The 20,850-nt window shown below is 70.7% G+C and carries 19 protein-coding genes and 1 pseudogene; 14 read left to right on the top strand and 6 right to left on the bottom strand.

The genetic code is table 11. The features are described 5' to 3' along the window. Window positions 1-82: 82 nt before the first annotated feature. On the bottom strand, window positions 83-1,462 hold the full coding sequence (locus tag AB0M83_RS37710) for an FAD-dependent oxidoreductase (RefSeq protein WP_364524746.1): 1,380 nt from the start codon (window positions 1,460-1,462) through the stop codon (window positions 83-85). 74 nt (window positions 1,463-1,536) lie between these two features. Between AB0M83_RS37710 and AB0M83_RS37705 the strand changes: the two genes are divergently transcribed. From AB0M83_RS37705 to AB0M83_RS37695, 3 genes and pseudogenes are all read left to right on the top strand, one after another. Continuing rightward, window positions 1,537-2,460 (top strand): AraC family transcriptional regulator, encoded by a 924-nt coding sequence (locus tag AB0M83_RS37705; RefSeq protein ID WP_364524744.1) that lies wholly within the window; start codon window positions 1,537-1,539, stop codon window positions 2,458-2,460. Between the two features lie 112 nt (window positions 2,461-2,572). Further along, entirely contained in the window at window positions 2,573-2,935 is a 363-nt protein-coding gene (locus AB0M83_RS37700; RefSeq protein WP_364524742.1) for an anti-sigma factor antagonist, read from the top strand. Between the two features lie 203 nt (window positions 2,936-3,138). After that, window positions 3,139-4,454, top strand: a pseudogene (locus AB0M83_RS37695) (DUF222 domain-containing protein). 195 nt (window positions 4,455-4,649) lie between these two features. Here AB0M83_RS37695 and AB0M83_RS37690 read toward each other — a convergent pair. Then, window positions 4,650-5,057 carry an ATP-binding protein gene (locus AB0M83_RS37690; protein ID WP_364524740.1) on the bottom strand — a complete coding sequence of 136 codons (408 nt, stop codon included), beginning with the start codon at window positions 5,055-5,057 and terminating at the stop codon, window positions 4,650-4,652. Between the two features lie 128 nt (window positions 5,058-5,185). Here AB0M83_RS37690 and AB0M83_RS37685 point away from each other — a divergent pair, with 128 nt between their 5' ends. The 3 genes from AB0M83_RS37685 to AB0M83_RS37675 are packed head-to-tail and all read left to right on the top strand — an operon-like array spanning window position 5,186 to window position 7,681. Continuing rightward, window positions 5,186-5,956, top strand: coding sequence for an alpha/beta fold hydrolase (locus tag AB0M83_RS37685; protein WP_364524738.1), 771 nt, complete (start codon window positions 5,186-5,188; stop codon window positions 5,954-5,956). A 37-nt stretch (window positions 5,957-5,993) separates the two neighbouring features. Beyond that, the gene (locus AB0M83_RS37680) at window positions 5,994-7,508 is read left to right on the top strand and encodes an acyl-CoA carboxylase subunit beta (RefSeq protein ID WP_364524785.1); all 1,515 of its coding nucleotides are present in this window, start codon (window positions 5,994-5,996) and stop codon (window positions 7,506-7,508) included. Beyond that, window positions 7,508-7,681 (top strand): acyl-CoA carboxylase epsilon subunit, encoded by a 174-nt coding sequence (locus AB0M83_RS37675; protein WP_364524736.1) that lies wholly within the window; start codon window positions 7,508-7,510, stop codon window positions 7,679-7,681. The genes AB0M83_RS37680 and AB0M83_RS37675 overlap by 1 nt, the downstream gene beginning before the upstream one ends. On the opposite strand, the gene AB0M83_RS37670 is transcribed toward AB0M83_RS37675, so the two are convergent. The 3 genes from AB0M83_RS37670 to AB0M83_RS37660 are packed head-to-tail and all read right to left on the bottom strand — an operon-like array spanning window position 7,682 to window position 10,793. Beyond that, window positions 7,682-8,335: a response regulator transcription factor gene (locus AB0M83_RS37670; RefSeq protein WP_364524734.1), complete on the bottom strand. Its 654-nt coding sequence runs from the start codon at window positions 8,333-8,335 to the stop codon at window positions 7,682-7,684. Window positions 8,336-8,352: 17 nt separating this feature from the next. Next, the gene (locus tag AB0M83_RS37665) at window positions 8,353-9,468 is read right to left on the bottom strand and encodes a sensor domain-containing protein (protein ID WP_364524732.1); all 1,116 of its coding nucleotides are present in this window, start codon (window positions 9,466-9,468) and stop codon (window positions 8,353-8,355) included. A gap of 53 nt (window positions 9,469-9,521) precedes the next feature. Then, entirely contained in the window at window positions 9,522-10,793 is a 1,272-nt protein-coding gene (locus AB0M83_RS37660) for a nucleotide disphospho-sugar-binding domain-containing protein (protein ID WP_364524730.1), read from the bottom strand. Between the two features lie 280 nt (window positions 10,794-11,073). Here AB0M83_RS37660 and AB0M83_RS37655 point away from each other — a divergent pair, with 280 nt between their 5' ends. Both AB0M83_RS37655 and AB0M83_RS37650 read left to right on the top strand, forming a co-directional pair. Further along, on the top strand, window positions 11,074-12,024 hold the full coding sequence (locus AB0M83_RS37655) for a proline iminopeptidase-family hydrolase (protein WP_364524728.1): 951 nt from the start codon (window positions 11,074-11,076) through the stop codon (window positions 12,022-12,024). Then, window positions 12,017-12,976 carry an ACP S-malonyltransferase gene (locus AB0M83_RS37650; RefSeq protein ID WP_364524726.1) on the top strand — a complete coding sequence of 320 codons (960 nt, stop codon included), beginning with the start codon at window positions 12,017-12,019 and terminating at the stop codon, window positions 12,974-12,976. Before AB0M83_RS37655 ends, AB0M83_RS37650 begins: the two co-directional genes overlap by 8 nt. Here AB0M83_RS37650 and AB0M83_RS37645 read toward each other — a convergent pair. Beyond that, window positions 12,969-13,214 (bottom strand): phosphopantetheine-binding protein, encoded by a 246-nt coding sequence (locus tag AB0M83_RS37645; protein WP_284750721.1) that lies wholly within the window; start codon window positions 13,212-13,214, stop codon window positions 12,969-12,971. The genes AB0M83_RS37650 and AB0M83_RS37645 overlap by 8 nt on opposite strands. Before the next feature lie 235 nt (window positions 13,215-13,449). Between AB0M83_RS37645 and AB0M83_RS37640 the strand changes: the two genes are divergently transcribed. The 6 genes from AB0M83_RS37640 (at window position 13,450) to AB0M83_RS37615 (ending at window position 20,757) form a co-directional block, all read left to right on the top strand. After that, window positions 13,450-14,922: an AMP-binding protein gene (locus AB0M83_RS37640; protein ID WP_364524724.1), complete on the top strand. Its 1,473-nt coding sequence runs from the start codon at window positions 13,450-13,452 to the stop codon at window positions 14,920-14,922. A 206-nt stretch (window positions 14,923-15,128) separates the two neighbouring features. Continuing rightward, complete coding sequence (locus AB0M83_RS37635; protein ID WP_364524722.1) at window positions 15,129-16,577, top strand: AMP-binding protein; 1,449 nt, start codon at window positions 15,129-15,131, stop codon at window positions 16,575-16,577. Continuing rightward, on the top strand, window positions 16,574-17,782 hold the full coding sequence (locus tag AB0M83_RS37630) for a type III PLP-dependent enzyme (protein ID WP_364524720.1): 1,209 nt from the start codon (window positions 16,574-16,576) through the stop codon (window positions 17,780-17,782). The genes AB0M83_RS37635 and AB0M83_RS37630 overlap by 4 nt, the downstream gene beginning before the upstream one ends. Next, complete coding sequence (locus tag AB0M83_RS37625; protein ID WP_364524718.1) at window positions 17,779-18,255, top strand: cobalamin-dependent protein; 477 nt, start codon at window positions 17,779-17,781, stop codon at window positions 18,253-18,255. The genes AB0M83_RS37630 and AB0M83_RS37625 overlap by 4 nt, the downstream gene beginning before the upstream one ends. 34 nt (window positions 18,256-18,289) lie before the next feature. Next, window positions 18,290-19,561 carry a methylaspartate mutase gene (locus AB0M83_RS37620; protein ID WP_364524716.1) on the top strand — a complete coding sequence of 424 codons (1,272 nt, stop codon included), beginning with the start codon at window positions 18,290-18,292 and terminating at the stop codon, window positions 19,559-19,561. Window positions 19,562-19,599: 38 nt separating this feature from the next. After that, a complete protein-coding gene (locus AB0M83_RS37615; RefSeq protein ID WP_364524714.1) occupies window positions 19,600-20,757 on the top strand; it encodes a cytochrome P450 in 1,158 nt (385 codons plus the stop codon). The last annotated feature ends 93 nt before the right edge of the window (window positions 20,758-20,850 follow it).

The following is a 20,850-nucleotide window of genomic DNA, read 5'->3' as shown; positions in this document are numbered from 1 at the left end:
TCACCGGGTTCCCACGCTAGGGCCGCGGCGCCCGTCTGGCCATGGGGAAAGTCCCCACCGGACGCGGCCGCGGGTGTGGGTTCTACCCGCCGACCACCTTGCCGAGGACCTCGTTGAAGGCTTCGGTCGAGCTCGGGTGCGTGTAGATCGCGGTGCGCAGCTCGGTCGCGGTGACGTGCTGGCGGATGGCCAGCGCGACGGTGTTGATGACCTCCTGCGCGTCGATGCTGAGCAACGCGGCGCCGAGGATCAGGTCGGTGTCGGCGTCGATGAGGAACTTCATGACTCCGCGCGTCTCCTCGACCGTGTAGGCGCGGGGCATGGCGACGATGTCGGCGACCTTTTCGCGCGCCACCTTGATGTTCAGGCCCTGGTCGCGGGCTTCGCGCTCGGTCAGGCCGACCGTCGCGAGCGGCGGGGTGATGAAGAGCGTGTGCGGCACGGCGACCCGGTCGGCCGTGGTGCGCTTGCCCTCGCCGAGCAGCTGGTCCAGCACGATCCGGGCGTCGTCGAGGGCCACGTAGGTGAACTGCGGGCCGCCGTTGACGTCGCCGACGGCGTAGATGTGCGGCTGGCTCGTGCGCAGGTACTCGTCGACCTCGACGGCGCCGTGCGGGGTGGTCCGGACGCCGGCCGCGTCGAGCCGCAGGCCGTCGGTGACCGGACGGCGGCCGGTGGCCGGAAGGACAGCGCTCGCTTCTACCTCGTGCGTCTCGCCGCCCTTCTCATAAATGACCTTCGCGACGGCGCCGCTGTCTTCGACCTTCGTGATCTTCGCGCCGGTGATGATCTCGATGCCGTCACCCTCGAGGATTTCCCTCGCCGTGTCGGCGATGTCCTCGTCCTCGCGGGGCAGCAGCCGGTCCGCGCCTTCGAGGACGGTGACGTGCGTGCCGAAGTGCCGGTAGATCGACGCGAACTCGAGCCCGAGGTAGCCGCCGCCGACGACGATCAGGCGTTCCGGCAGGGTCGCCGCCCGCGTGAGCTCGGTGCTGCTGACCAGGTGCTTGCTGGTGGCCAGGCCCGGGATCGGTGCGATGACCGGCGCGGAGCCGGTGCTGAGGATGATCGTCGGCGCGGTGACGGTGATGCGGTCGTCGCCTTCGCCGACGGTGACGGTGTGCGGGTCGGCGAACCGGGCGGTGCCGGTGATGACGGTCGCGGTGTCCTTGCCGTCGAGCGAGGCGAAGTTGCCCGCGCGGAAGGCGCTGGTGAGGGCGCGGACACCGGCGATGGAGTGGGCGAAGAACTCCTGCGCGTCGTCCTCGAGGCGGCGGCCGTTCGAATAGTGGACGAGCATCTTGGTCGGCACGCAGCCGACGTTCGGGCAGGTGCCGCCGTACATGTTCTCGGACTGTTCGACGAGGACGACGCGCTTGCCCGCGTCGCTGAGCGCGTGGGCGGCGGTCTTCCCGCCCTTGCCGAAGCCGATGACCAGGACGTCCGCGGTGAGCTTTTCCATGCGGTCGAGTGTGCGATCGTGCTGGTGATACGAACAGGCTTGCCAGTATCAGTTTTCTGCTCGAAAGTATCACCATGGACACTGTCAGCCGCTTGCTTCGCGGGGCCGGCCTGGAGGCGGTGCTCGAAAAGCACTGCCTGCTTGGGGCGGGTACGCGGATGGACGTTCCGCGGTCCCGGGCGCTGACGGTGCCGTTCCACGTCCTGCTCGAGGGGGAGTGCCGGCTGCACGTCGGCCGCGCGGTGTTCGACCTGCGCCCCGGCGACGTCGTGCTGATCCCGAGCGGCGCCGGGCACCGGGTCGTCACCGCCGGGCCGGGCCGGCCGCGCGGCACTGTCGAGACCGAGGGTGCGGCGTTCGCCACCAAGCGCAGTGAGCGGGGCGGTGACCCGGTCATCGACCTGTTCTGCGGCCACTTCACCGTCAACGCGGGGGCGGGCGCGCTGCTGTTCCGGAGCCTGCCCGGCGCGATCCACGTGTCGTTCGGGCAGTCCCCCGAGACGGACGAGGTCCTGCGTGGGCTGAGTTTCCTGATGCGCGGTGAGGCTCTTCGCGAGGGCTCCGGAACGGCGGCGATCCTCTCGGCGCTGAGCACGGTGCTGCTGGCGATGGTGCTGCGGACGGCCCGGGGCGCGGCCACGGCGGACGCGCTGTGGACGGCGGTGGCCGACCCGGGGATCGCGTCGGCGGTGTCCAGTGTCCTGGAGGAGCCCGGGGCGGACTGGACGATCGAGCGGCTCAGCCGTCAGGTGGCGATGTCCCGCGCGACGTTCCTGCGACGGTTCGTCCGGGAGACGGGGATGACGGTGGGGGCGTTCCTCACCTGGGCCCGGATGATGACGGCGGCCCAGCTCCTGTCCACGTCCGAGGCGACGGTGGCTTTTGTCGCCAACCGGGTCGGCTACCAGTCGGAATCGGCGTTCACCCGCGCGTTCCGGGCCGAGCTGGGAACGACGCCGGCTCGGTTCCGCCGTGCATCGTTTGTGCATCGGTTGTAGGGTGCGAGTCAGCGGTTCAACCTGCAGCCGTCGTGCCTCGATTACGCAGCCCCACCCGGGCTGCTGTGCGGCCGGACCGGTCTCACGCGTCTTCGCCAGGGAGGCCCTCGCGATGCTCATCCCCGCTCCCCGCACCTGCCCGACCTTCGAAGTGACCACGACGGCGGAAGCGACCGTCGTCACCGCGGCCGGCGACCTCGACCTCGCGGTCACGGGCCGGATGGCCGCCCTGCTCGAGGTCCGGCGGTCGTCTCCCGCACTGGTTTTCGACGCGTCGGCGGTGACGTTCTGCAGTGCTCGTGTGCTGACGATCCTTTTGGACACCGCGTCGGCCGGGGTGCCGTTCGCCGTGGCGGGCCGGTGCCGGGCTTTGCTTCGGCCGATCGCTGTGCTCGGGTTGGCGTCGTTGCTTCCGGTGCATTGGAGTGTCGAGGAAGCTTTGGCTTGGTTGAACTTGGTGCCTCGGTTGTCTTGAGGTTGTTCACTTGCGTTATCGGGGTTCTTGCCCGCAGTTTCGAAGATGCGGCTTCGCCGGGGCGTGGGAAATCGGCGCTTCGTGTGGTTGCTTGGTGCTCGGTGCCGGAGCGCCGATTCCCCACGCAGTGGTGTCCCTGCCGAGGTCTTTGTTCGCACCTGATCGAGTGATGACATGCGTTCGATCTTCGGTAATCTTGTTGTATGGACCGGGAAACGGTGTGGCAAGCGGACGCGGTGGCCTTGGCCGATCGTGTCTCCGCGCTGCTCACCGTCGTGCGGTCTGCCGAGGCCGAAATCGGTACTCTGCTCGCGGAAATCGAGTCGCGCGGAGTCATGGAACTCTTCGGATACCGTTCTGTTGCACGGCTCTTCGAGCATCTCGCCGACGTTCCCAAGGCTGCTGCCGAGACCGTGGTCAAGCGAGCTCGCGCCCTCACCCCGAGCCGCACCCTCGATGGCACTTCCATTCCCGCTATCGCTCCCGCCACCGGCGCTGCCGCGTCGGAGGGTCGGTTGAGCAACCCGATGATCGACACGATCGTCGGGGTGATGACCCAGATCCCGCCCGAGCACCGCGACGGCGCCGAGCAGCACCTGCTCACGTTCGCCTCCAACGCCGGACACAAACAAGTCGCCGCCCTCGGCGCACGCATCCTCGCCCACCTCGACCCTGATGGCGCTGCACCCGACGAGACCGAACCGGCCACGCCGAGTCGCGAGTTGTCGTTGCGTCGCAAGAGAACCGGGTTCTGGGAGCTGAACGGCCGTTTCGACGACGAGACCGGCGCCCGAGCCAGCGCCCTGTTCGACTCTCTGGCGCAACGCCACAGCACCGACGAGGGCCCGGACTTACGCTCGCCGTTGGAACGCTACGGCGACGCCTTCTCCGACGCGATCGACCTGGCTTACAACTCCCCGGCCCTGCCGATGCAGGCCGGTGAGCGAGCCCACGTGATGGTGGCGGTGTCGTTGGCGGACCTGAAGTCGAGCATCGGCCAGGCCATGCTCGGCGACGCCGGAACCGCCCTTACGCCCGCCGCCGGTCAAGCCAGCCTCGACACCACACCGAAGGTCAGCGTCGGCCGAGCCACCCTCGGCGACTTCGGCACCATGTCCGCGGCCGAAGCCCGAATCCACGCCTGCGACTGCACACTCATCCCCGTAGTCCTCGGCGCCAAGAGCGAGCCCCTCGACCTGGGCCGCCGCCACCGCCTTGTCTCCACCCCACTCCGCCGCGCGCTCTACCTGCGCGACCGCGGCTGCGCCTTCCCGGGCTGTCATCGCCCACCCCGACACTGCCAGGGGCACCACGTCCGGCACTGGGCTGATGGCGGCCCGACCGAGCTGGGCAACCTGGTCCTCCTGTGCGCCCACCACCACCGGCTCCTCCACCGCTCGGGTTGGCAAGTCCGCATCGCCACCGACGGTCTACCGGAGTTCCTGCCCCCGGCATCCTGGACAAACGCCGAAAACCCCGGCGCAACAACCTCCACCAACCACTGCCATTCGCGGCGTGAACAACGGGAAAGGCCCGCAGCCAACCGGCTACGGGCCTACACCCACGCCCCGGAGACGACAAAGCCAGTCGCCGGCAGTCTGGTCAATCAACGACATCCGCGCCCGGCAGGTGTCCGGCCTGCAAGCCCGACCCGTCCGGCCGGGTCGAGGCTGGTTCGCGCGACTCCAAAGGGTTCCGAAGCGGCAACAGCGGGCTAATCGTCCGCGCACTCCATCCGAGCCCAAACCAGCTTCCCGTCGTCATGCAGGCTGACCCCCCAGGCCAGGCAAAGCTGGTCCACCAGCAGCAACCCCCGCCCGCCCCCGTGATCAGGCACTCGCAGCTTCGGTTCGCCGCCCCCGGTGTCGGCCACCGCCACCGTCACCTCGCACGGGTCGTGCGCGTGGTGGATGCGCAGCTGCTTCGGTCCTCCGCTGTGGAGGTAAGCGTTTTCCAGCAGCTCTCCGACGATGATCAGCGTGTCGATCAGGTCCGTCTCGCGGAGCGTGCCCAGCTTGACCTCGGCCCAGCGGCGGGCCGCGGTCAGGCCGGGCCGGTCGGTGCCGGTGACGTCCAGCACCTGCCAGCCCGCCCGGTCGGCTCCGCTCCAGCTCACCCGCATACGCGGGCGGGTACCCGGATCGGCCGACGCTACCCGTCGCGTTAGGGGGACTTAGGGGTCGTCGGCCTTCTCTTCCGCTGGCTAGCTTGGCCGGGAGGAGCCTCCGACACCGAAGGGCGGTGGACGACATGGTCGCCCCCGTTGACTACGCCGGCCACGCCGAGGACAGCTGGTTCCGCCGGTTCGCCGCGTCACCCGAGGCGAAAGCGCGGCTCGTCTGCCTGCCGCACGCCGGTGGGTCGGCACCTTTCTACTTCCCCGTCGCCAAGGCGCTCGCCCCGGACGTCGAGGTGCTCGCCGTCCAGTATCCCGGGCGGCAGGACCGGCGGCACGAACCCTTCCTGACCAGCATCGACGCCATGGCCGAGCGGGTTGCGGACCTGCTGCGGAACCACACCGACCGGCCGCTCGCGCTGTTCGGGCACAGCATGGGCGCCATGGTCGCCTACGAGACCGCCCGGCGGCTCGAGCGGGCCGGCCAAGACGTCGCCGCGCTGTTCGTCTCCGGGCGGCGTGCTCCCTCGCGAACCCGCGACGAGAGCGTGCACACCCGGACCGATGACGGCGTCATCGCCGAACTGCGGCGGCTCAGCGGCACCGAGGCGGACCTGCTCGGCGACGACGACGTCGTCCGCATGATCCTGCCGGTCGTGCGCAACGACTACCGGGCCGTCGAGACCTACCGGTACACCCCGGGCGACCCGCTGACCGCGCCGATCGTGGCCTTCACCGGTACCGACGACCCGATGGCCACCGTCGACGAGGTCGCGTCCTGGGCAGACCACACCGCCGGCGGCTTCGAGCTGGTCGAGCTGTCCGGTGGCCACTTCTTCCTCACCCGCCACCAGGGCGTCATCCTCCGGCGGCTGGCCGACGAACTGGGAGGCGTCCGTGTCTGAGACAACGTTCGCCAACCGGCTCGACGAACTGCGCGAGATCAAGGAAGCGGCGCGCCGCGGGCCCGACGACGCCGCCACCGTCCGCCAGCACGAGCGCGGCAAGCTGACCGCGCACGAACGGATCGAGCTGCTCCTCGACCCGGGCTCGTTCACCGAGCTCGAAGCCCTGCGCCGGCACCGGGCCACCGGCTTCGGCCTCGAGCAGCGCCGCCCGCACTCCGACGGCGTCGTCTGCGGCTGGGGCACCGTCGACGGCCGGACGGTCTTCGTCTACGCCCACGACTTCCGCGTCTTCGGCGGCGCGCTCGGCGAGGCGCACGCGCAGAAGATCCACAAGGTGATGGACCTCGCCGAGGCCGCGGGCGCGCCGCTGGTGTCGCTCAACGACGGCGCCGGCGCCCGGATCCAGGAGGGCGTCACGGCGCTCGCCGGCTACGGCGGCATCTTCCGGCGCAACACCCGCTGTTCCGGGGTCATCCCGCAGATCTCCGTGATGCTCGGCCCCTGCGCGGGCGGCGCGGCGTACTCGCCCGCGCTGACCGACTTCGTGTTCATGATCCGCGAGACCTCGCAGATGTTCATCACCGGACCCGACGTCGTGCAGGCGGTGACCGGCGAGGAGATCACGCAGAACGGCCTCGGCGGCGCCGACGTGCACGCCGAGACCTCCGGCGTCGCCGCGTTCGCCTACGACGACGAGGTGAGCTGCCTCGCCGACGTCCGGTACCTGCTTTCCCTGCTGCCGGCCAACAACAACGAGACGCCGCCGCACGTGCCGGCCGCCGACGCGCCCGATCGCCGCACCGACCGGCTGCTCGACGTCGTGCCCACCGACCCGGCCCGCGCCTACGACATCTGCGACGTCATCGCGGAGATCGTCGACGACGGCGAGTTCCTGCAGGTGCACGCCGGCTGGGCGGCCAACGTCGTGTGCGCGCTCGCCCGGCTGGACGGCCACGTCGTCGGCATCGTCGCGAACCAGCCCGCCGTCCTCGCCGGGGTGCTCGACATCGAGGCGAGCGAGAAGGCCGCCCGGTTCGTGCAGACCTGCGACGCGTTCAACATCCCGCTCGTCACGCTGGTGGACGTCCCCGGGTTCCTGCCCGGCGTCGACCAGGAACACGGCGGGATCATCCGGCACGGCGCGAAGCTGCTCTACGCCTACTGCAACGCCACCGTGCCGCGGGTGCAGGTGATCCTGCGCAAGGCGTACGGCGGGGCGTACATCGTGATGGACTCGCGGTCGATCGGCACCGACGTCTCGCTGGCGTGGCCGACGAACGAGATCGCCGTGATGGGTGCCGAGGGCGCCGCGAACGTGATCTTCCGCCGCGAGATCAAGGCGGCCGACGACCCGGACGCCGTACGGGCGCTGAAGATCAAGGAGTACCGCTCCGAGCTGATGCACCCGTACTACGCGGCCGAGCGCGGTCTCGTGGACGACGTGATCGAGCCGGGGGAGACGCGCGAGCTGCTGATCCGTTCGCTCGCGATGCTCCGCACCAAGCACGCCGACCTTCCGGCGCGCAAGCACGGGAACCCGCCGGTCTGATGGGCGAACCGGTGGTGCGGTTCCTGCGCGGCGCGCCCGACGAGACCGAACTGGCGGCGCTGGTCGCGGTCCTGGCCGCGGTCGGCGCCCCGAAGCCGGCCGAACCCGAAGCGCCGGCCCCGCGCCCGCGCCGCCTGCCGCGCTTCCAGCCGGCGACGAGCTGGCGCCGCTGATCAGCTCCGGACGGTCGTACTGTCCAAATAGGTCAGGACCGCGCGGATGCGGCGGTTCTGGTCGCGGCTGGCTTCCAGGCCGAGCTTCGCGAAGATGTTGCTGATGTGGTTCTCCACCGCCCCCTGGGTCACGACCAGGTCCTTCGCGATGGCCGCGTTCGACAGGCCCTGCGCCATCAGCCCGAGGACCTCCATCTCGCGAGCCGTCAGGCGTTCGAGCGGGTCGCGGTTGCGCGAGAGCATCTGGGCGACGACGTCGGGGTCGATCGCCGAGCCGCCGCCGGCCACGCGCCGGACCGCCTCGAGGAAGTCGGCGACGTCGGCGACGCGTTCCTTCAGCAGGTAGCCGACGCCGGCGGTGCCCTCGGCGATCAGGTCGACCGCGTAGCTGCCCTCGACGTACTGCGAGACCACCAGCACCGGCAGGCCGGGGACCTCCTTACGGGCCGCGATGGCGGCGCGCAGGCCCTCGTCGGTGAACGTCGGGGGCATCCGGACGTCGGCGATGACCAGGTCCGGCCGGTGTTCGCGGACGGCGACGAGCAGGTCGTCGCCGTTGTCCACCGCGGCCACCGTCTCGATGCCGACGTCGGCGAGCAGGCTCTGCACGCCGGCCCGCAGCAGGACCGAGTCTTCGGCGATGACGACACGCATTGCGCACTCCCGGGGGTTCACCAGCGGACGGGCAGGTCGGCGCGCACCACGGTCGGCCCGCCCACCGGGCTGACCACGGTGAGCACGCCGTCGATGGTCGCGGCCCGGTCGGCGAGGCCGGCCAGGCCGCCGCCGGGACGGACGGAAGCGCCGCCGTGACCGTTGTCGAGGATCTCGACGACCACGGTCTCGTCGTCACGGGTCACGCGCACCGACGCGCGGTCGGCGCCGGCGTGCTTGGCGATGTTGGTCAGCGTCTCGCTGACGATGAAGTACGTCGTGGTCTCCACCGGCGCGGGCGGGCGCGGGTCGACGGTCACCTCGACGTCGACCGGGATCGGCATCCGCGCGGTGAGCGAGGACAGCGCCGCGTCCAGGCCGCGGTCCTGCAGCACCGGCGGGTAGATCCCGCGGGCGAGGTCGCGCAGCTCGGACACCGCGAGCTTGGCGTCCGCGTGCGCGGCGCCGATCAGCTCGCGCACGGCCGCCGGGTCATCCAGGTCCAGCTTCAGCTGGGCCCGGCCCAGGCTCATCGCGACGGACACCAGCCGCTGCTGGGCGCCGTCGTGCAGGTCGCGTTCGATGCGCCGCCGCTCGGCTTCCACGGCGTCGACGCCGCGGGCGCGCGAGTCGCTCAGCTGCCGGGTGCGGGCCTCCAGCTGCGCCGTGCGGCCCGGTCCGAGCATCGACGCCGTCAGCGCGGCGTGCAGGGCGCCGATCCGCGGCGCGACGAAGATCCCGAACGGCGGCACGGCGACCGACACGATCCCGGCGACGAACTCCACGATGCCCAGCGGGAACGCGAGCAGCACGTAGTTCACCTCGCGCCAGGTGGCCTGGTCCACCAGCCGGACCTGCCACGTCTGCAGCAGCCCCGGCCCGTGTTCCCGGCGCCGCGGCGGCGGCACGTCGACGCCGAGCATCGTGTGGACCCAGCGGCGTTCCAGGCGGGCGAAGCTCTGGACGAGCGAGGTGGCGGTGATGAGGATCGGGATGCCGACCCACAGCATGGTGGTGGCGATGCCGAGCAGCATGGTGACCAGGACGACCACGAAGGCGGCGATCCGCAGCGGCAGGCTCCCGATCAGGAACCCGATGGTGCGCACCACCTTCGGCCGGGCGGTCACTGTCATCTTTTCGGGGGTTCGGGTGGCGGAGCCCCTGACCTGGGGCGGAGCCCCAGATGTCACTGCCATCGCGCGATCCGTTCCAGCTCCGGTACGAGGTCGTCCAGCGTCGGCGTGGCCAGCATCTCGTCGCGGACCTCGAGCGCGCAGTCGCGGAAGGACGGTTCCTCCAGCAGCCGGTTCAGTCCACTCCGGACGGACTGCGGCGTGACGTCCTCGAGGTCGAGCACCAGGCCGTTGCCGCGTTTCTCCTGGGCGACCGCCGAGACCCGCTCGCTCCAGGTGGTGCCCGGGATGACCAGCTGCGGGACGCCGTTGACGACCGCGTTGCCGATCGTCGCGCCGCCGCCCTGGTGGATGATGGCCGAGCAGCTCGCGAGGAGCTCGTTCATCGGCACGAAGTCCACCGCGCGCACGTTGTCCGGGATCTTTTTCACCGACGCGAGCTGGGTCGCGTTGAGCGTCGCGATCACCTCGACGTCGAGGTCCGCGAGGCCGTCGAGCAGGTCGGCCACCGACGTCTCCTCGACGCCGAGCACCTGCCGGTTCGAGATGCCCAGCGTCAGCATGACCCGCCGGCGCTCCGGCTTTTCCAGCACCCACCGGGGGATGGCCATCGGCTTGTTCTGCGGCACGAACCGCGCCGGCACGTAGTCGACGTCGACGCCGTCGTAGCGCAGGTAGGACGGGTGGCAGTCGAGGGTCTTGACACCGTGGCGCAGGGATTCGTCGTAGGAGGCGCCGAACCGGCCCACGGCGGCGGACATCCATTCGACGAAGGGATCCGGCGTCGTGACTGCAGCGTTCTCGGGGTGGTTCGCGCGCAGGTCCCGGTACTGCGCGGCGATCCGCGCGGTCTGGTCGGCGGCGTACATCATCCGCAGGTGCGGGACGCCGAGGGCGTGCGCGACGATCGGAGCGGCGTAGATCATCGGGTCCCAGACGACGAGGTCGGGCTGCCAGCCCTTCGCGAAGCGCACCAGCTCGTCGAGCAGCGAATCCGGGGTGGTCCAGCGGAAGACCTCGACCCAGTGCTCGTAAACCGTGCGGACGTACTCCTCGGTGTAGCGCTCCGGCCGGCTCTCGGAGATGCGGAAGCCGCCCTGCATGGCGTTGTCGCCGTCCATCTGCAGCTGCCGGTGGCGGGCGATGTCGAGCTCGTCGCCGAACCACATCGCGTCGAGGCCGGTTTCGGCGAACGACGCCACCTCGCGCGGGTTGCACTGGCCGACGAAGCGCACCTCGTGCCCGGCCGCGGCGAGCGCCCAGCCCACCGGGGCCATGCTGTAGACGTGCGTCCTCGTCGGGAACACCATCATCATGACGCGCATCGACGCACTCTCCGAGCTCGGGGGCGAAACACCGCTACAAGGGAAACGGTAGTGCCGGCGCGCCGCCGGGCCGACCCGGCAACGCGGCGGTAGGGGTCGCGAACCCCTGTTCCGGCGCGGATTCCTTCCACGGCGGACCGTCGTGCGCTAGGCAGGTCGAGCAGACTTAGAACGGCTTTAGACGCCCCTTAGGGGCTGGTTCCGCCGGGGCCGCGACGGCTAGACATGAACGTGGGTCCGGCCGTGTGCGCCGGGTGAGGGAAACGAAGAGGTGATGAGCATGGCCGTGGCACCGATCGCGAAGGGCTGGGTGCCCTTCGGCGGGTACCGCACCTGGTACCGGGTCACCGGCACCGCCGGGGGCGAGCTGCCCGCCGTCGTCGTGGTGCACGGCGGGCCGGGGAGCACGCACGACTACCTGCTGAACCTCTGCTCGCTCGCCGAGCACGGGTTCCCGATCGTGCACTACGACCAGCTGGGCAGCGGCGGTTCGACCCGGCTGCCGGGCCAGGACCCGGAGTTCTGGACGCCGGAGCTGTTCGGTGACGAGCTGGACAACCTGGTGCAGCACCTGGGCATCGAGGACAACTACGTCCTCTTCGGACAGTCCTGGGGCGGCCTGGTCGTCGCGCGGCACGCCGCGCAGCGCCCGGACGGCCTGCGCGGCCTGGTGATCGCCGACTCGCCGGCGTCGTACCCGCTGTGGCGCCAGGAGATGGACGTGCTGCGCGCCCAGCTCCCGCCGGGTGTCGACGACCAGCTGCGGGCGCACGAAGCCGCCGGCACCACCGGCGCGCCGGAGTACTTCGAGCTGATGCGCGCGTTCTACGACCGGCACGTCTGCCGCGTGCTGCCGTGGCCGGCCGACTACCTGGCGTCGTTCATGGAAATGGCCGACGACAACACCGTCTACGCCACCATGAACGGCCCGAGCGAGTTCACCGTCACCGGCACGCTCAAGGACTACTCGGTCATCGAGTACCTCGACGACATCGAGGTGCCGACGCTGCTCGTGTCCGGGCGGCACGACGAAGCCACCCCTGTCACGGTCCAGCCGTTCTTCGACCGGATCCACGACGTGCGCTGGGAGGTCTTCGAAGACTCCAGCCACGTCCCGCACCTCGAGGAGCCCGAACGGTTCCGCGAAGTCCTGCTGGGTTTCCTGCGGGACATCCACCCCACCGCACCCGCGAGCCGGGTCGCCGAACGAGAGGTCGCCAGCCATGGATGAGGCCACCCGGCCGGGATCGGCGGTCGTCTTCCCCGGGATGAGCCCGTGCCGCTTCGCCGACTTCGGCAAGTTCCTGCTCATCAACCCCTTCGCCCGCAAGCTGATCTCCCAGGCGAACGACCGGCTCGGCTATTCGCTGGTCGACCGCTTCCGCGAGACCGAGGGCGACTACTCGGCCTACGCCCAGGTCGGGTTCATGCTCACCTGCGTCGCTCTGGCCCAGTGGGCCGAGGAGGAGCAGGGGATGAGCCCGGACTACTGCGCCGGCCCGAGCTTCGGGGAGAAACCGGCCAGCGTGTACGCCGGGTCGCTGACCTTCCCGGACGCGGTGTGGATGACGGCGGAGCTCGCCCGCTGCCTCACCGAGTTCTTCGCGACCGAGTACACCGACGTCGTGACGCACTCGTTCGTCCGCACCCCGGAGGAAAAGCTGACGGACGCCCTGTCGCAGCTGGAGGACAAGGGGGAGTGGTTCGACATCTCGTGCTACATCGACCATGACTTCTACATGGTCTCGCTGCGCGAACGGAACCTCGACTGGCTCAAGCAGACGGTCCGGAGCATGGGCGGGCTCTCCCTCTACACGATGCGGCCGCCGTTGCACTCGCGTGCGTTCGGCGCGCTGCGCCGCAAGGCGGAGGACGAGGTGCTCGGCGGTCTCGACTTCCACGACCCGCTGCTGCCGATCGTCGCCGACCAGGACGGCGAGATCCTGCGCAGTGGCGAGCAGGTGCGCACGATGCTGCTCGACAGCATCGTCAAACCGCTGCGCTGGCCGGACGTCGTGCACACGCTGGCGGACAACGGCGTGCGCAAGCTGTGGGTCGCGGGACCGGACACGCTGTTCGGGCGCGTCCGCGTCACCACCAGCCGCTTCGAGGTCGTCACGGTCAACCCGCGCATGGCCCTGCAGCCCCGCCGCCGGGGCGCAGGACCCTCGCGCGTCAGCTAGCGGGCTGCAGGGCGGCCAGCGTGGTCCACAGCCGGCCGGGGTTCTCGAACGTCTCCAGGTTCAGGGCGTCGTCCTCGAACCGCACGTTGTAGCTCTGCTCCAGCACGGAGAGCAGCTCCACGGTGGCGAGCGAGTCCAGCCCGTACTCCCGCAGCGGCGTCTCGGCGGTCAACGCCTCCTCGGCGGGCAGGAAGGGGAGGTACGAGCGCAGCGTCTCGTCGAAAGTGCTGTCCCACATGGCTACTCCGGATCGCTAGGTTGGGATCTACCGAGAGGAAACCGACCGCCCGGTTCGGTTTTGGACTCTACCGCGCGTCACCCTCCCGGATCGACGCATCGGCACCCCTATTTGCCAATCCGGCCAAAAAGCAGGCCGACCCCTGAGCGGCAGGCGACCGTTGCCGCGAAAGTCTTCGGCCGTCACTGTGGCCGGATTGGCAAACGACGACACAGTCATCAAGTGGAGGACGACGATGGAAACGAGTCTTACCGGCGGGCCGCAGGCACGGTTCCTGCGCGGTCTCGAACGCTCCGGTGGTGGCGTGGCCGTCCACGTCGGTGACCAGGCACTCACCTACGACCGGCTGCACGAGCTGGCACTGCTCTGGGGCGGCGCGCTGGCCGAGACCGGCGCCCGCACCGTAGGGGTCCTCGCCGGCAAGGGGGTCACGGCGTACGCGGGGATCCTGGCCGGGCTGTACGCCGGCGCGACCATCGTCCCGCTGCGCCCGGACTTCCCGGCCGCGCGGACCGCCCAGATGGTCGAGGCCGCCGGGATCGACGTCATCGTGGCGGACGAGCGAGGCCGCGCGGTGGCTCCCGAGGGAGTCCCGGTGCTCGGCGAGCCGCGGGCGTCGCAGGCGTTGTCGGCGCCGCTGGCTCCGGTGTCGGAGACCGCGTACGTGCTGTTTACCTCGGGCTCGACCGGGCGTCCCAAGGGCGTGCGGATCGGGCGGGCGGCGCTTGACCACTACTTCGGCCTGCTGGACGCCCGCTACGACTTCACCCCGGACGACGTCTTCTCACAGACGTTCGACCTGAACTTCGACTGCGCGATGTTCGACCTGTTCTGCGCGTGGGGCGCCGGCGCGCCGGCGGTGGTCCTGCCGGGCGGGGCGTACCGGAACCTGCCGCGGTTCGCGGCTGAGCGCGGCCTCACGGTGTGGTTCTCCACGCCGAGCGCGATCGACCTTGTCCGCCGCACCGGCGGGCTGACCCCGGGTGCGCTGCCCGGGCTGCGGTGGAGCTTCTTCGCGGGCGAGGCCCTGACGGTCCGCGACACGGCCGACTGGCGCGCCGCGGCGTCGTCGTCGATCGTGGAGAACCTGTACGGCCCCACCGAGCTGACGGTGACGGTTTCGGGGTACCGCTGGGACGACGTCACGACCCCGGAGATCGCGGTGAACGGTGTGGTGCCGATCGGCGAGGTGCACGCGGGTCACGACTACGTGCTGCTGGGTGACGACCCCGACGAGGGCGAACTGTGCATCGCGGGGCCGCAGATGACCCCGGGCTACCTGGATCCGGCCGACGAGCAGGGCCGGTTCCTGGACCGCGACGGCAAGCGCTTCTACCGCACGGGCGACCGCTGCCGCCGCCTTGCCGACGGCCTGGCGTATCTCGGCCGGCTGGATTCCCAGGTGCAGGTGCTGGGCTGGCGCGTCGAGCTGACGGAGGTCGAGCACGCGCTACGCGACTGCGGTGTCCAGGACGCGGTGGTGCTGGGCGTCGCGGGCGACGCGGGGACCGAGCTGTTCGTGTTCTACACGGGCGGCGAACGGCCGGTGCTGGAGCTGGTCCGCGCGTTGCGGGAGGTGCTGCCGGAGGGCGTCATCCCGCGCCACTACCGGCACGTGGAGGAGTTCCCGCTGAACTCGAACCGCAAGATCGACCGCAAGACCCTGGCCGCCCGCGCGGCCGACTTCCTGGCTCCCGTTCCCGCCTGAACCCCAAGCCGTGAAGGCCTCCTCATCGGCCATGAGAGCCGGTAAGGAGGCCTTCACGGCTTTCGCGCGCACCCCGCCCGGCCGGGCTTAGGGGCCGTTAGGGGTGGGGATCCGCAGGTCGGCACGGCTAGCTTTTCGAAGCGTCTCCAGGTGTGTGTCTTCCACGCCGGCACGGTGATCCTTCGAGTCCTTACGGAGTGGCAGTCGTGAACGATTCCTTGGTCCATTCTCTGCTCGACGCCGCGGTGGCCGACGCGGCCGGGGCGTCCGCGGTCCGCGACCGCGCCGGTGCCTGGACCTACGCGGAACTCGACGCGTGGAGCCACGCCGTCGCCGTGGTGCTCGCGCGCCGCGGGGTGGGGCACGGCGACCGCGTCGTCGTGCAGCTGCCCACCGATCGCGCGCTCGTCGCCCTCTTCTACGGCACTTCGCGCCGCGGGGCCGTGTTCGTGCCGATCAACCCGGCGATGAAGCGGTTCCACTTCGACTCCGTCGTGGCCAACGCCGAACCCGTGCTGGTGCTCACCCCCGAGGAGTTCGGTCCGTTGTGGACCGAGGTCGAGGAAGCCCACGGACAACGCGCGGAAGCGGCCGAGGTGAGCGAGGACGACATCGCCGTCCTCGTCTACACCTCCGGCAGCACCGCCGCGCCGAAGGGCGTGATCGGCCCGCACCGCCAGGTCACCTTCGCCACCGGCGCGATCCAGGAAGTCCTCGGCTACCGCCAGGACGACGTCGTGTTCTGCCGGTTCCCGATGTCCTGGGACTACGGCCTCTACAAGGTACTGCTGGCCACGCTCGGCCGCAGCGAGATCGTCCTCGCCGACGCCGAGTCGGACCTGCGGCTGCTGCAGCGGATGCGCGAGGTCGGCGCGACCGTCGTGCCGATCGTCCCGTCGCTCGCCACCATGATCGCCACGCTCGCCGCGCGCGACACCGAGCCGGCCGCGCCGGTGCGGCTGTTCACCAACACCGGCGCCGCCCTGCCCGACGCCACCATCGCCCAGCTGCGGGAAGCGTTCCCCGGCGCGAAGGTCGTCCGCCAGTTCGGCCAGACCGAGTGCAAGCGGATCACGATCATGCCCCCGGAAGAGGACACCGAGCGCCCCGGTTCCTCCGGGCTGCCGCTGCCGGGCACGTCCGTGCTGATCCTCGCCGCCGACGGGACCGAGCTGCCGGCCGGGGACATCGGCGAGATCGTCGCCGCCGGGCCGCACGTCATGCCCGGCTACTGGCGGGCCCCCGAGATCTCCGCCCACGCCTTCCGCCGCGACGAGACCACCGGCGAGCTGCGCCTGCACACCGGCGACTACGGCCGCCTCGACGCCGACGGCTACCTCTACTTCGAGGGCCGCCGCGACGACATGTTCAAGCGCAAGGGCATCCGGATGTCCACTTTGGAGATCGAAGCCGCCGCGATGGACATCCCCGGCGTCCGCGCGGCGGGCGCGATCCCGCCGAGCGACACGCGGGACCTGGCCCTCTGCGTCGAGACCGACCTGGCGCCCACGACGGTGCTGCGCGAACTCGCCAAACGGCTGGAGCCGCAGAAGGTCCCGTCCCTGTGCCACGTCGTCGAGGAGTTCCCGCTCACGGCGCACGGCAAGAACGCCACGAAGGAACTCGCCCTGCTCGTGGAAGGTGCTCGCCGATGAGCCGTGATCTCGCCGGAAAGTTCGGCACGCCCACCTACGTCTACGACCTCGACGTCGTCGCCGAGTCACGCGACCAGCTCTTCGGCCTGCTGCCCGAAGGCTTCCAGCTCTTCTACGCGCTGAAGTCCAACCCCCACCCCGAAATCGCCCGCGAGCTGCGCAGTGGCGGCTGCCGCGCGGAGATCAGCTCCACCGGTGAGCTGGCCAACGCGCTGCAGGCGGGGTTCGCCCCGGCCGGGATCCTCTACACCGGACCCGGCAAGACGGACACCGAGCTGGAGCACGCGATCGCGGCCGGTGTCCGGCTGTTCTCCGTCGAGTCGCTGACCGACCTGCAGCACGTCGGGGCCGCCGCGGAGAAGCACGGCGTCACCGCGTCCGCGCTGCTGCGCGTGAACACCGCCGCGAGCAGCGGCGGCACCGGCATCCGGATGATGGGCCGCCCGTCGCAGTTCGGCATCGACGCCGAGACGCTGCCCGAGATCATGCCCGCCCTCAAGACAGTGCCCGGCGCCCGCGTCGTCGGCGCGCACTTCTTCACCATGAGCAACGCCCAGGACGAGGACGCCCTGCTGGGTGAGTACGAGTTCGTGCTCACCACGGCCGCGCGGCTGCGTGACGAGGTCGGACTGCCCCTCGAGGTCCTGGACATCGGCGGCGGGTTCTCCTCGCCGTACGCCGTCCCCGGCCCGCGCACCGACTACCCGAAGCTGCGTGCGGGCCTCGAGACGCTGCTCGACCTGCACCTGCCCGAGTGGCGCGACGGCGGGATCGAGCTGGCCTGCGAGTCGGGCCGCTACCTGTCCGGCAGCTGCGGATCGCTGCTGGCCGGCGTGGTGAACGTCAAGGAGAGCCGCGGCAGCCGGTTCGTCGTGCTCGACGCGGGGATCAACGTCGTCGGCGGGTTGTCCGGGATCGGCCGGCTGCTTCCCGCGGCCGTCGGGATCGAGGAAACCGGCGAAGCGACCGGCAGCCTCGTCGGTCCACTGTGTACTCCCGGCGACTCGCTGGCCAAGGCGGCGAAGCTGCCCGAGCTGGCTCCCGGCGACGTCGTCACCGTGCCGAACGTCGGCGCCTACGGCGTCACCGCGAGCCTGATCAGCTTCCTCGGCCGGCCCGCGCCGACAGAGGTCGTGGTACGCGGCGATGAGGTCGTCTCGGTGTCGCGATTGGACTACCAGCGCGTCTATGAGGTGTCCCCATGACGGAAGAACTGCACGCCTACGGCGGCGGGGTCGCCACCGGGCCCTCCCGGCGGACGGTGATCGTCAGCAGCATGGCCTCGGACTCGCACACGTGGAACCTGGTCTACCTCGAGCTGCTCGTCGGCGAGCTCGGCTTCGAGGTGGTGAACCTCGGCGCGTGCGTGCCCGACGAGCTGCTGGAGTCGGAGTGCCTGAGCCGCCGCCCGGCGATGCTCGTGCTGAGCAGCGTCAACGGCCACGGCCACCAGGACGGCCTGCGGGTGATCCAGCGGCTGCGGGCCTTGCCCGGGCTGCGCACCATGCCGGTGGTGATCGGCGGCAAGCTCGGCGTCGGCGGCGCGCTGACCGCGGAGGAGACCGCGCAGCTGCTGCTCGCCGGGTTCGACGCGGTGTTCGACGACCAGCAGGGCGCGGCCTCGTTCCGCCGGTTCGCCGCGACGCTGTCGGCCGGTGCGAGCCAGGTGGAGGCGTGAGCCCCGCCGACGTGCTTCTTCCCGCGGAGGCGGCATGAGCTTCGAAGAGTTCGTCGCGCGACGACACGCCGCCGGCGAACTCGTCGTGCAGCCCCGCATGGGGTTCGCGGACCCGGCGGCCATGCGCGCCGGGCTGGCCGCGACCAGGAACGCGGCCGCCGCGACCGTCGGCACCGTCACGCTCGACAGCTACACCCGCGTCTGCGACACCGCGTCCGTGGCGCACGCGCTGCGCAACGGGATCGCCCTCAACGGCTACCCGATCGTCAACCACCCGGCCGAGGTCACGCGCGGGATGCTCGACGGCCTCGAAGGCCCGGACTTCCCGGTGCAGGTGCGCCACGGTTCGGCGCGGCCCGCGGACATCTTCCGCGCGATGATCGCCGCCGGCCTGCACGCCACCGAGGGCGGCCCGGTCTCCTACTGCCTGCCCTACAGCCGCACCCCACTCGACGAGTCCGTGCGGAACTGGGCGCACTGCTGCGACCTGCTGCTCGACGCCGAGCACCCGGCCGGCCGGCCGCACCTGGAGACGTTCGGCGGCTGCATGATGGGCCAGCTCTGCCCGCCGAGCGAGCTGGTGGCGCTGTCCGTGCTGGAGGCGCTGTTCTTCTACCGGAAGGGCGTGCGCAGCATTTCGGTGAGCTACGCCCAGCAGACGAACATGACGCAGGACCAGGAGGCGGTCTCCGCGCTGCGCCGGCTGTGCGCCGAGCTGCTGCCCGAGGCCACCTGGCACGTCGTCATCTACGCCTACATGGGCCTGTTCCCGCGGACGTCCGACGGCGCGCGGGGCCTGCTCGGGACGGCGGCCGAGCTGGCCGTGACGACCGGGTCGGAACGGCTGATCGTCAAGACCACCGCCGAGGCGCACCGGATCCCGACCGTGGCGGAGAACGTCGCGGCCCTGGACCACGCCGGTGCGGTGGCGCGGTCGGTCACCGGACGGGTCGTCGTCGAGGACGACAACCAGGTCTACCGCGAGGCGTATGCGCTGGTCGACGCCGTGCTGAACAGCCACGCCGACCTCGGCCGCGCGATCGTCGTCGCGTTCAAGCGCGGCCTGCTCGACGTCCCGTACTGCCTGCACCCGGACAACGCCGGGCAGGCACGCAGCTACCTCGACGCGACGGGCCGGCTCGGCTGGTCGGAGCTCGGGTCGCTGCCGCTGCACCGCGTGGTGGAGCGCCACCACGCCGACCGGATCACTTCGTCGACGTTGATGTCGGCGCTTTCCCACGTCCAGAACGCCTACGACGCCGAGGCGCTGGAACAACCGATGAGAGCGATTGGGGGCGAGTCGTGACGAGTTCACGCCGGACAGTCCGTGCGTATCCGTTCGACATGCACGAGATCTCCGTTTCCGAGCAGTACCACGTCCTGCAGCGCGAAGAGCCGATGAGCCGGGTGCAGATGCCCTTCGGCGAACCGGCCTGGCTGGCGACGAAGTACGCCGACGTCAAGCTGGTGACGACCGATCCGCGGTTCAGCCGGGAGCTCGCGCAGGGCCTCGACCAGCCGCGGATGCGCCGCCAGCAGATGGGCGACGGCATCATGGGGATGGACCCGCCCGACCACTCCCGGCTGCGCCGCCTGGTGAGCAAGGCGTTCACCGCGCGCCGTCTGGAGCAGATGCGCGACGGCGTCAAGGAGCTGGTCAACCGCCTGCTCGACGACATGCAGGCGCACGGCGACAGCGCGGACCTCGTCGAAGAGCTCGCGCGGCCGTTGCCGGTCACCGTGATCTGCGACCTGCTCGGCGTGCCGCAGGAGGACCACAAGATCTTCCGCGAGTGGACCCAGGCGCTGGTCAGCGACGCCACGGCCAAGGGTGACGTGCTGGACGTCTACGGCGACCAGCTCGACGACTACGTGGCCGGGCTGGTGGCCCAGCGCCGCGAGGAGCCGACCGACGACCTGCTCGGCGCGTTGGTCTACGCCCGCGACGCGGGGGACAAGCTGACCGAGAACGAGCTGATCTCGATCGCCGGCGCGGGGTTGCTGACCGGCGGTGTCGAGACGGTGTCGACGGCGTTGCCCAGCTTCGTCTTCACGTTGCTGACGCAGCCCGAGCTGCTGGCCCAGCTGCGCGCGGACCCGGACCTGATGCCGACGGCGATCGAGGAGCTGCTGCGGTACGTGCCGATCAACACCGCGGCGATGTTCGCCCGGTACGCCACCGAGGACATCCGCTTCGGCGACGTCGTGGTGCGCGCGGGCGACCCGGTGCTCCCGGCGCTGCACGCGGCCAACCGCGACCCGGAGGTGTTCGCCGACCCGGACCGCATCGATCTGACGCGCAAGCCGAACCCGCACGTCGCGTTCGGCCACGGCCCGCACCACTGCATCGGCGCGCAGCTGGCCCGGCTCGAGCTGCAGGAAGCGTTGAAGGCGATCCTGGCGCGGTTCCCGGACCTGCGGTTCGCGGACGGGCGCGAGGGCGTGAAGTGGGAGTACGGCGTGATCGTGCGCGGACCTTCGCTGCTGCGCATCGCCTGGTGACGGCGCGAGTGCCCAGCGCCCCAATGTGGCATTGGGTGCGTCAGACGCACCCAATGTGGCGGGGGGGGGGGGCGACGCGCACACCGCCCCCGA

The organism is Amycolatopsis sp. NPDC051106 (assembly GCF_040682775.1).
Classification (GTDB): domain Bacteria; phylum Actinomycetota; class Actinomycetes; order Mycobacteriales; family Pseudonocardiaceae; genus Amycolatopsis.
This window is presented reverse-complemented; position numbering and strand designations above follow the sequence as displayed.

Excerpts from the sequence above, each read along its gene's own strand:
- AB0M83_RS37710 (WP_364524746.1), bottom strand. The coding sequence starts at position 1,462 with ATGGAAAAGCTCACCGCGGACGTCCTGGTCATCGGCTTCGGCAAGGGC.
- AB0M83_RS37705 (WP_364524744.1), top strand. The coding sequence starts at position 1,537 with ATGGACACTGTCAGCCGCTTGCTTCGCGGGGCCGGCCTGGAGGCGGTG.
- AB0M83_RS37700 (WP_364524742.1), top strand. The coding sequence starts at position 2,573 with ATGCTCATCCCCGCTCCCCGCACCTGCCCGACCTTCGAAGTGACCACG.
- AB0M83_RS37690 (WP_364524740.1), bottom strand. The coding sequence starts at position 5,057 with ATGCGGGTGAGCTGGAGCGGAGCCGACCGGGCGGGCTGGCAGGTGCTG.
- AB0M83_RS37685 (WP_364524738.1), top strand. The coding sequence starts at position 5,186 with ATGGTCGCCCCCGTTGACTACGCCGGCCACGCCGAGGACAGCTGGTTC.
- AB0M83_RS37675 (WP_364524736.1), top strand. The coding sequence starts at position 7,508 with ATGGGCGAACCGGTGGTGCGGTTCCTGCGCGGCGCGCCCGACGAGACC.
- AB0M83_RS37670 (WP_364524734.1), bottom strand. The coding sequence starts at position 8,335 with ATGCGTGTCGTCATCGCCGAAGACTCGGTCCTGCTGCGGGCCGGCGTG.
- AB0M83_RS37665 (WP_364524732.1), bottom strand. The coding sequence starts at position 9,468 with ATGACAGTGACCGCCCGGCCGAAGGTGGTGCGCACCATCGGGTTCCTG.
- AB0M83_RS37660 (WP_364524730.1), bottom strand. The coding sequence starts at position 10,793 with ATGCGCGTCATGATGATGGTGTTCCCGACGAGGACGCACGTCTACAGC.
- AB0M83_RS37655 (WP_364524728.1), top strand. The coding sequence starts at position 11,074 with ATGGCCGTGGCACCGATCGCGAAGGGCTGGGTGCCCTTCGGCGGGTAC.
- AB0M83_RS37650 (WP_364524726.1), top strand. The coding sequence starts at position 12,017 with ATGGATGAGGCCACCCGGCCGGGATCGGCGGTCGTCTTCCCCGGGATG.
- AB0M83_RS37645 (WP_284750721.1), bottom strand. The coding sequence starts at position 13,214 with ATGTGGGACAGCACTTTCGACGAGACGCTGCGCTCGTACCTCCCCTTC.
- AB0M83_RS37640 (WP_364524724.1), top strand. The coding sequence starts at position 13,450 with ATGGAAACGAGTCTTACCGGCGGGCCGCAGGCACGGTTCCTGCGCGGT.
- AB0M83_RS37630 (WP_364524720.1), top strand. The coding sequence starts at position 16,574 with ATGAGCCGTGATCTCGCCGGAAAGTTCGGCACGCCCACCTACGTCTAC.
- AB0M83_RS37625 (WP_364524718.1), top strand. The coding sequence starts at position 17,779 with ATGACGGAAGAACTGCACGCCTACGGCGGCGGGGTCGCCACCGGGCCC.
- AB0M83_RS37620 (WP_364524716.1), top strand. The coding sequence starts at position 18,290 with ATGAGCTTCGAAGAGTTCGTCGCGCGACGACACGCCGCCGGCGAACTC.
- AB0M83_RS37615 (WP_364524714.1), top strand. The coding sequence starts at position 19,600 with ATGCACGAGATCTCCGTTTCCGAGCAGTACCACGTCCTGCAGCGCGAA.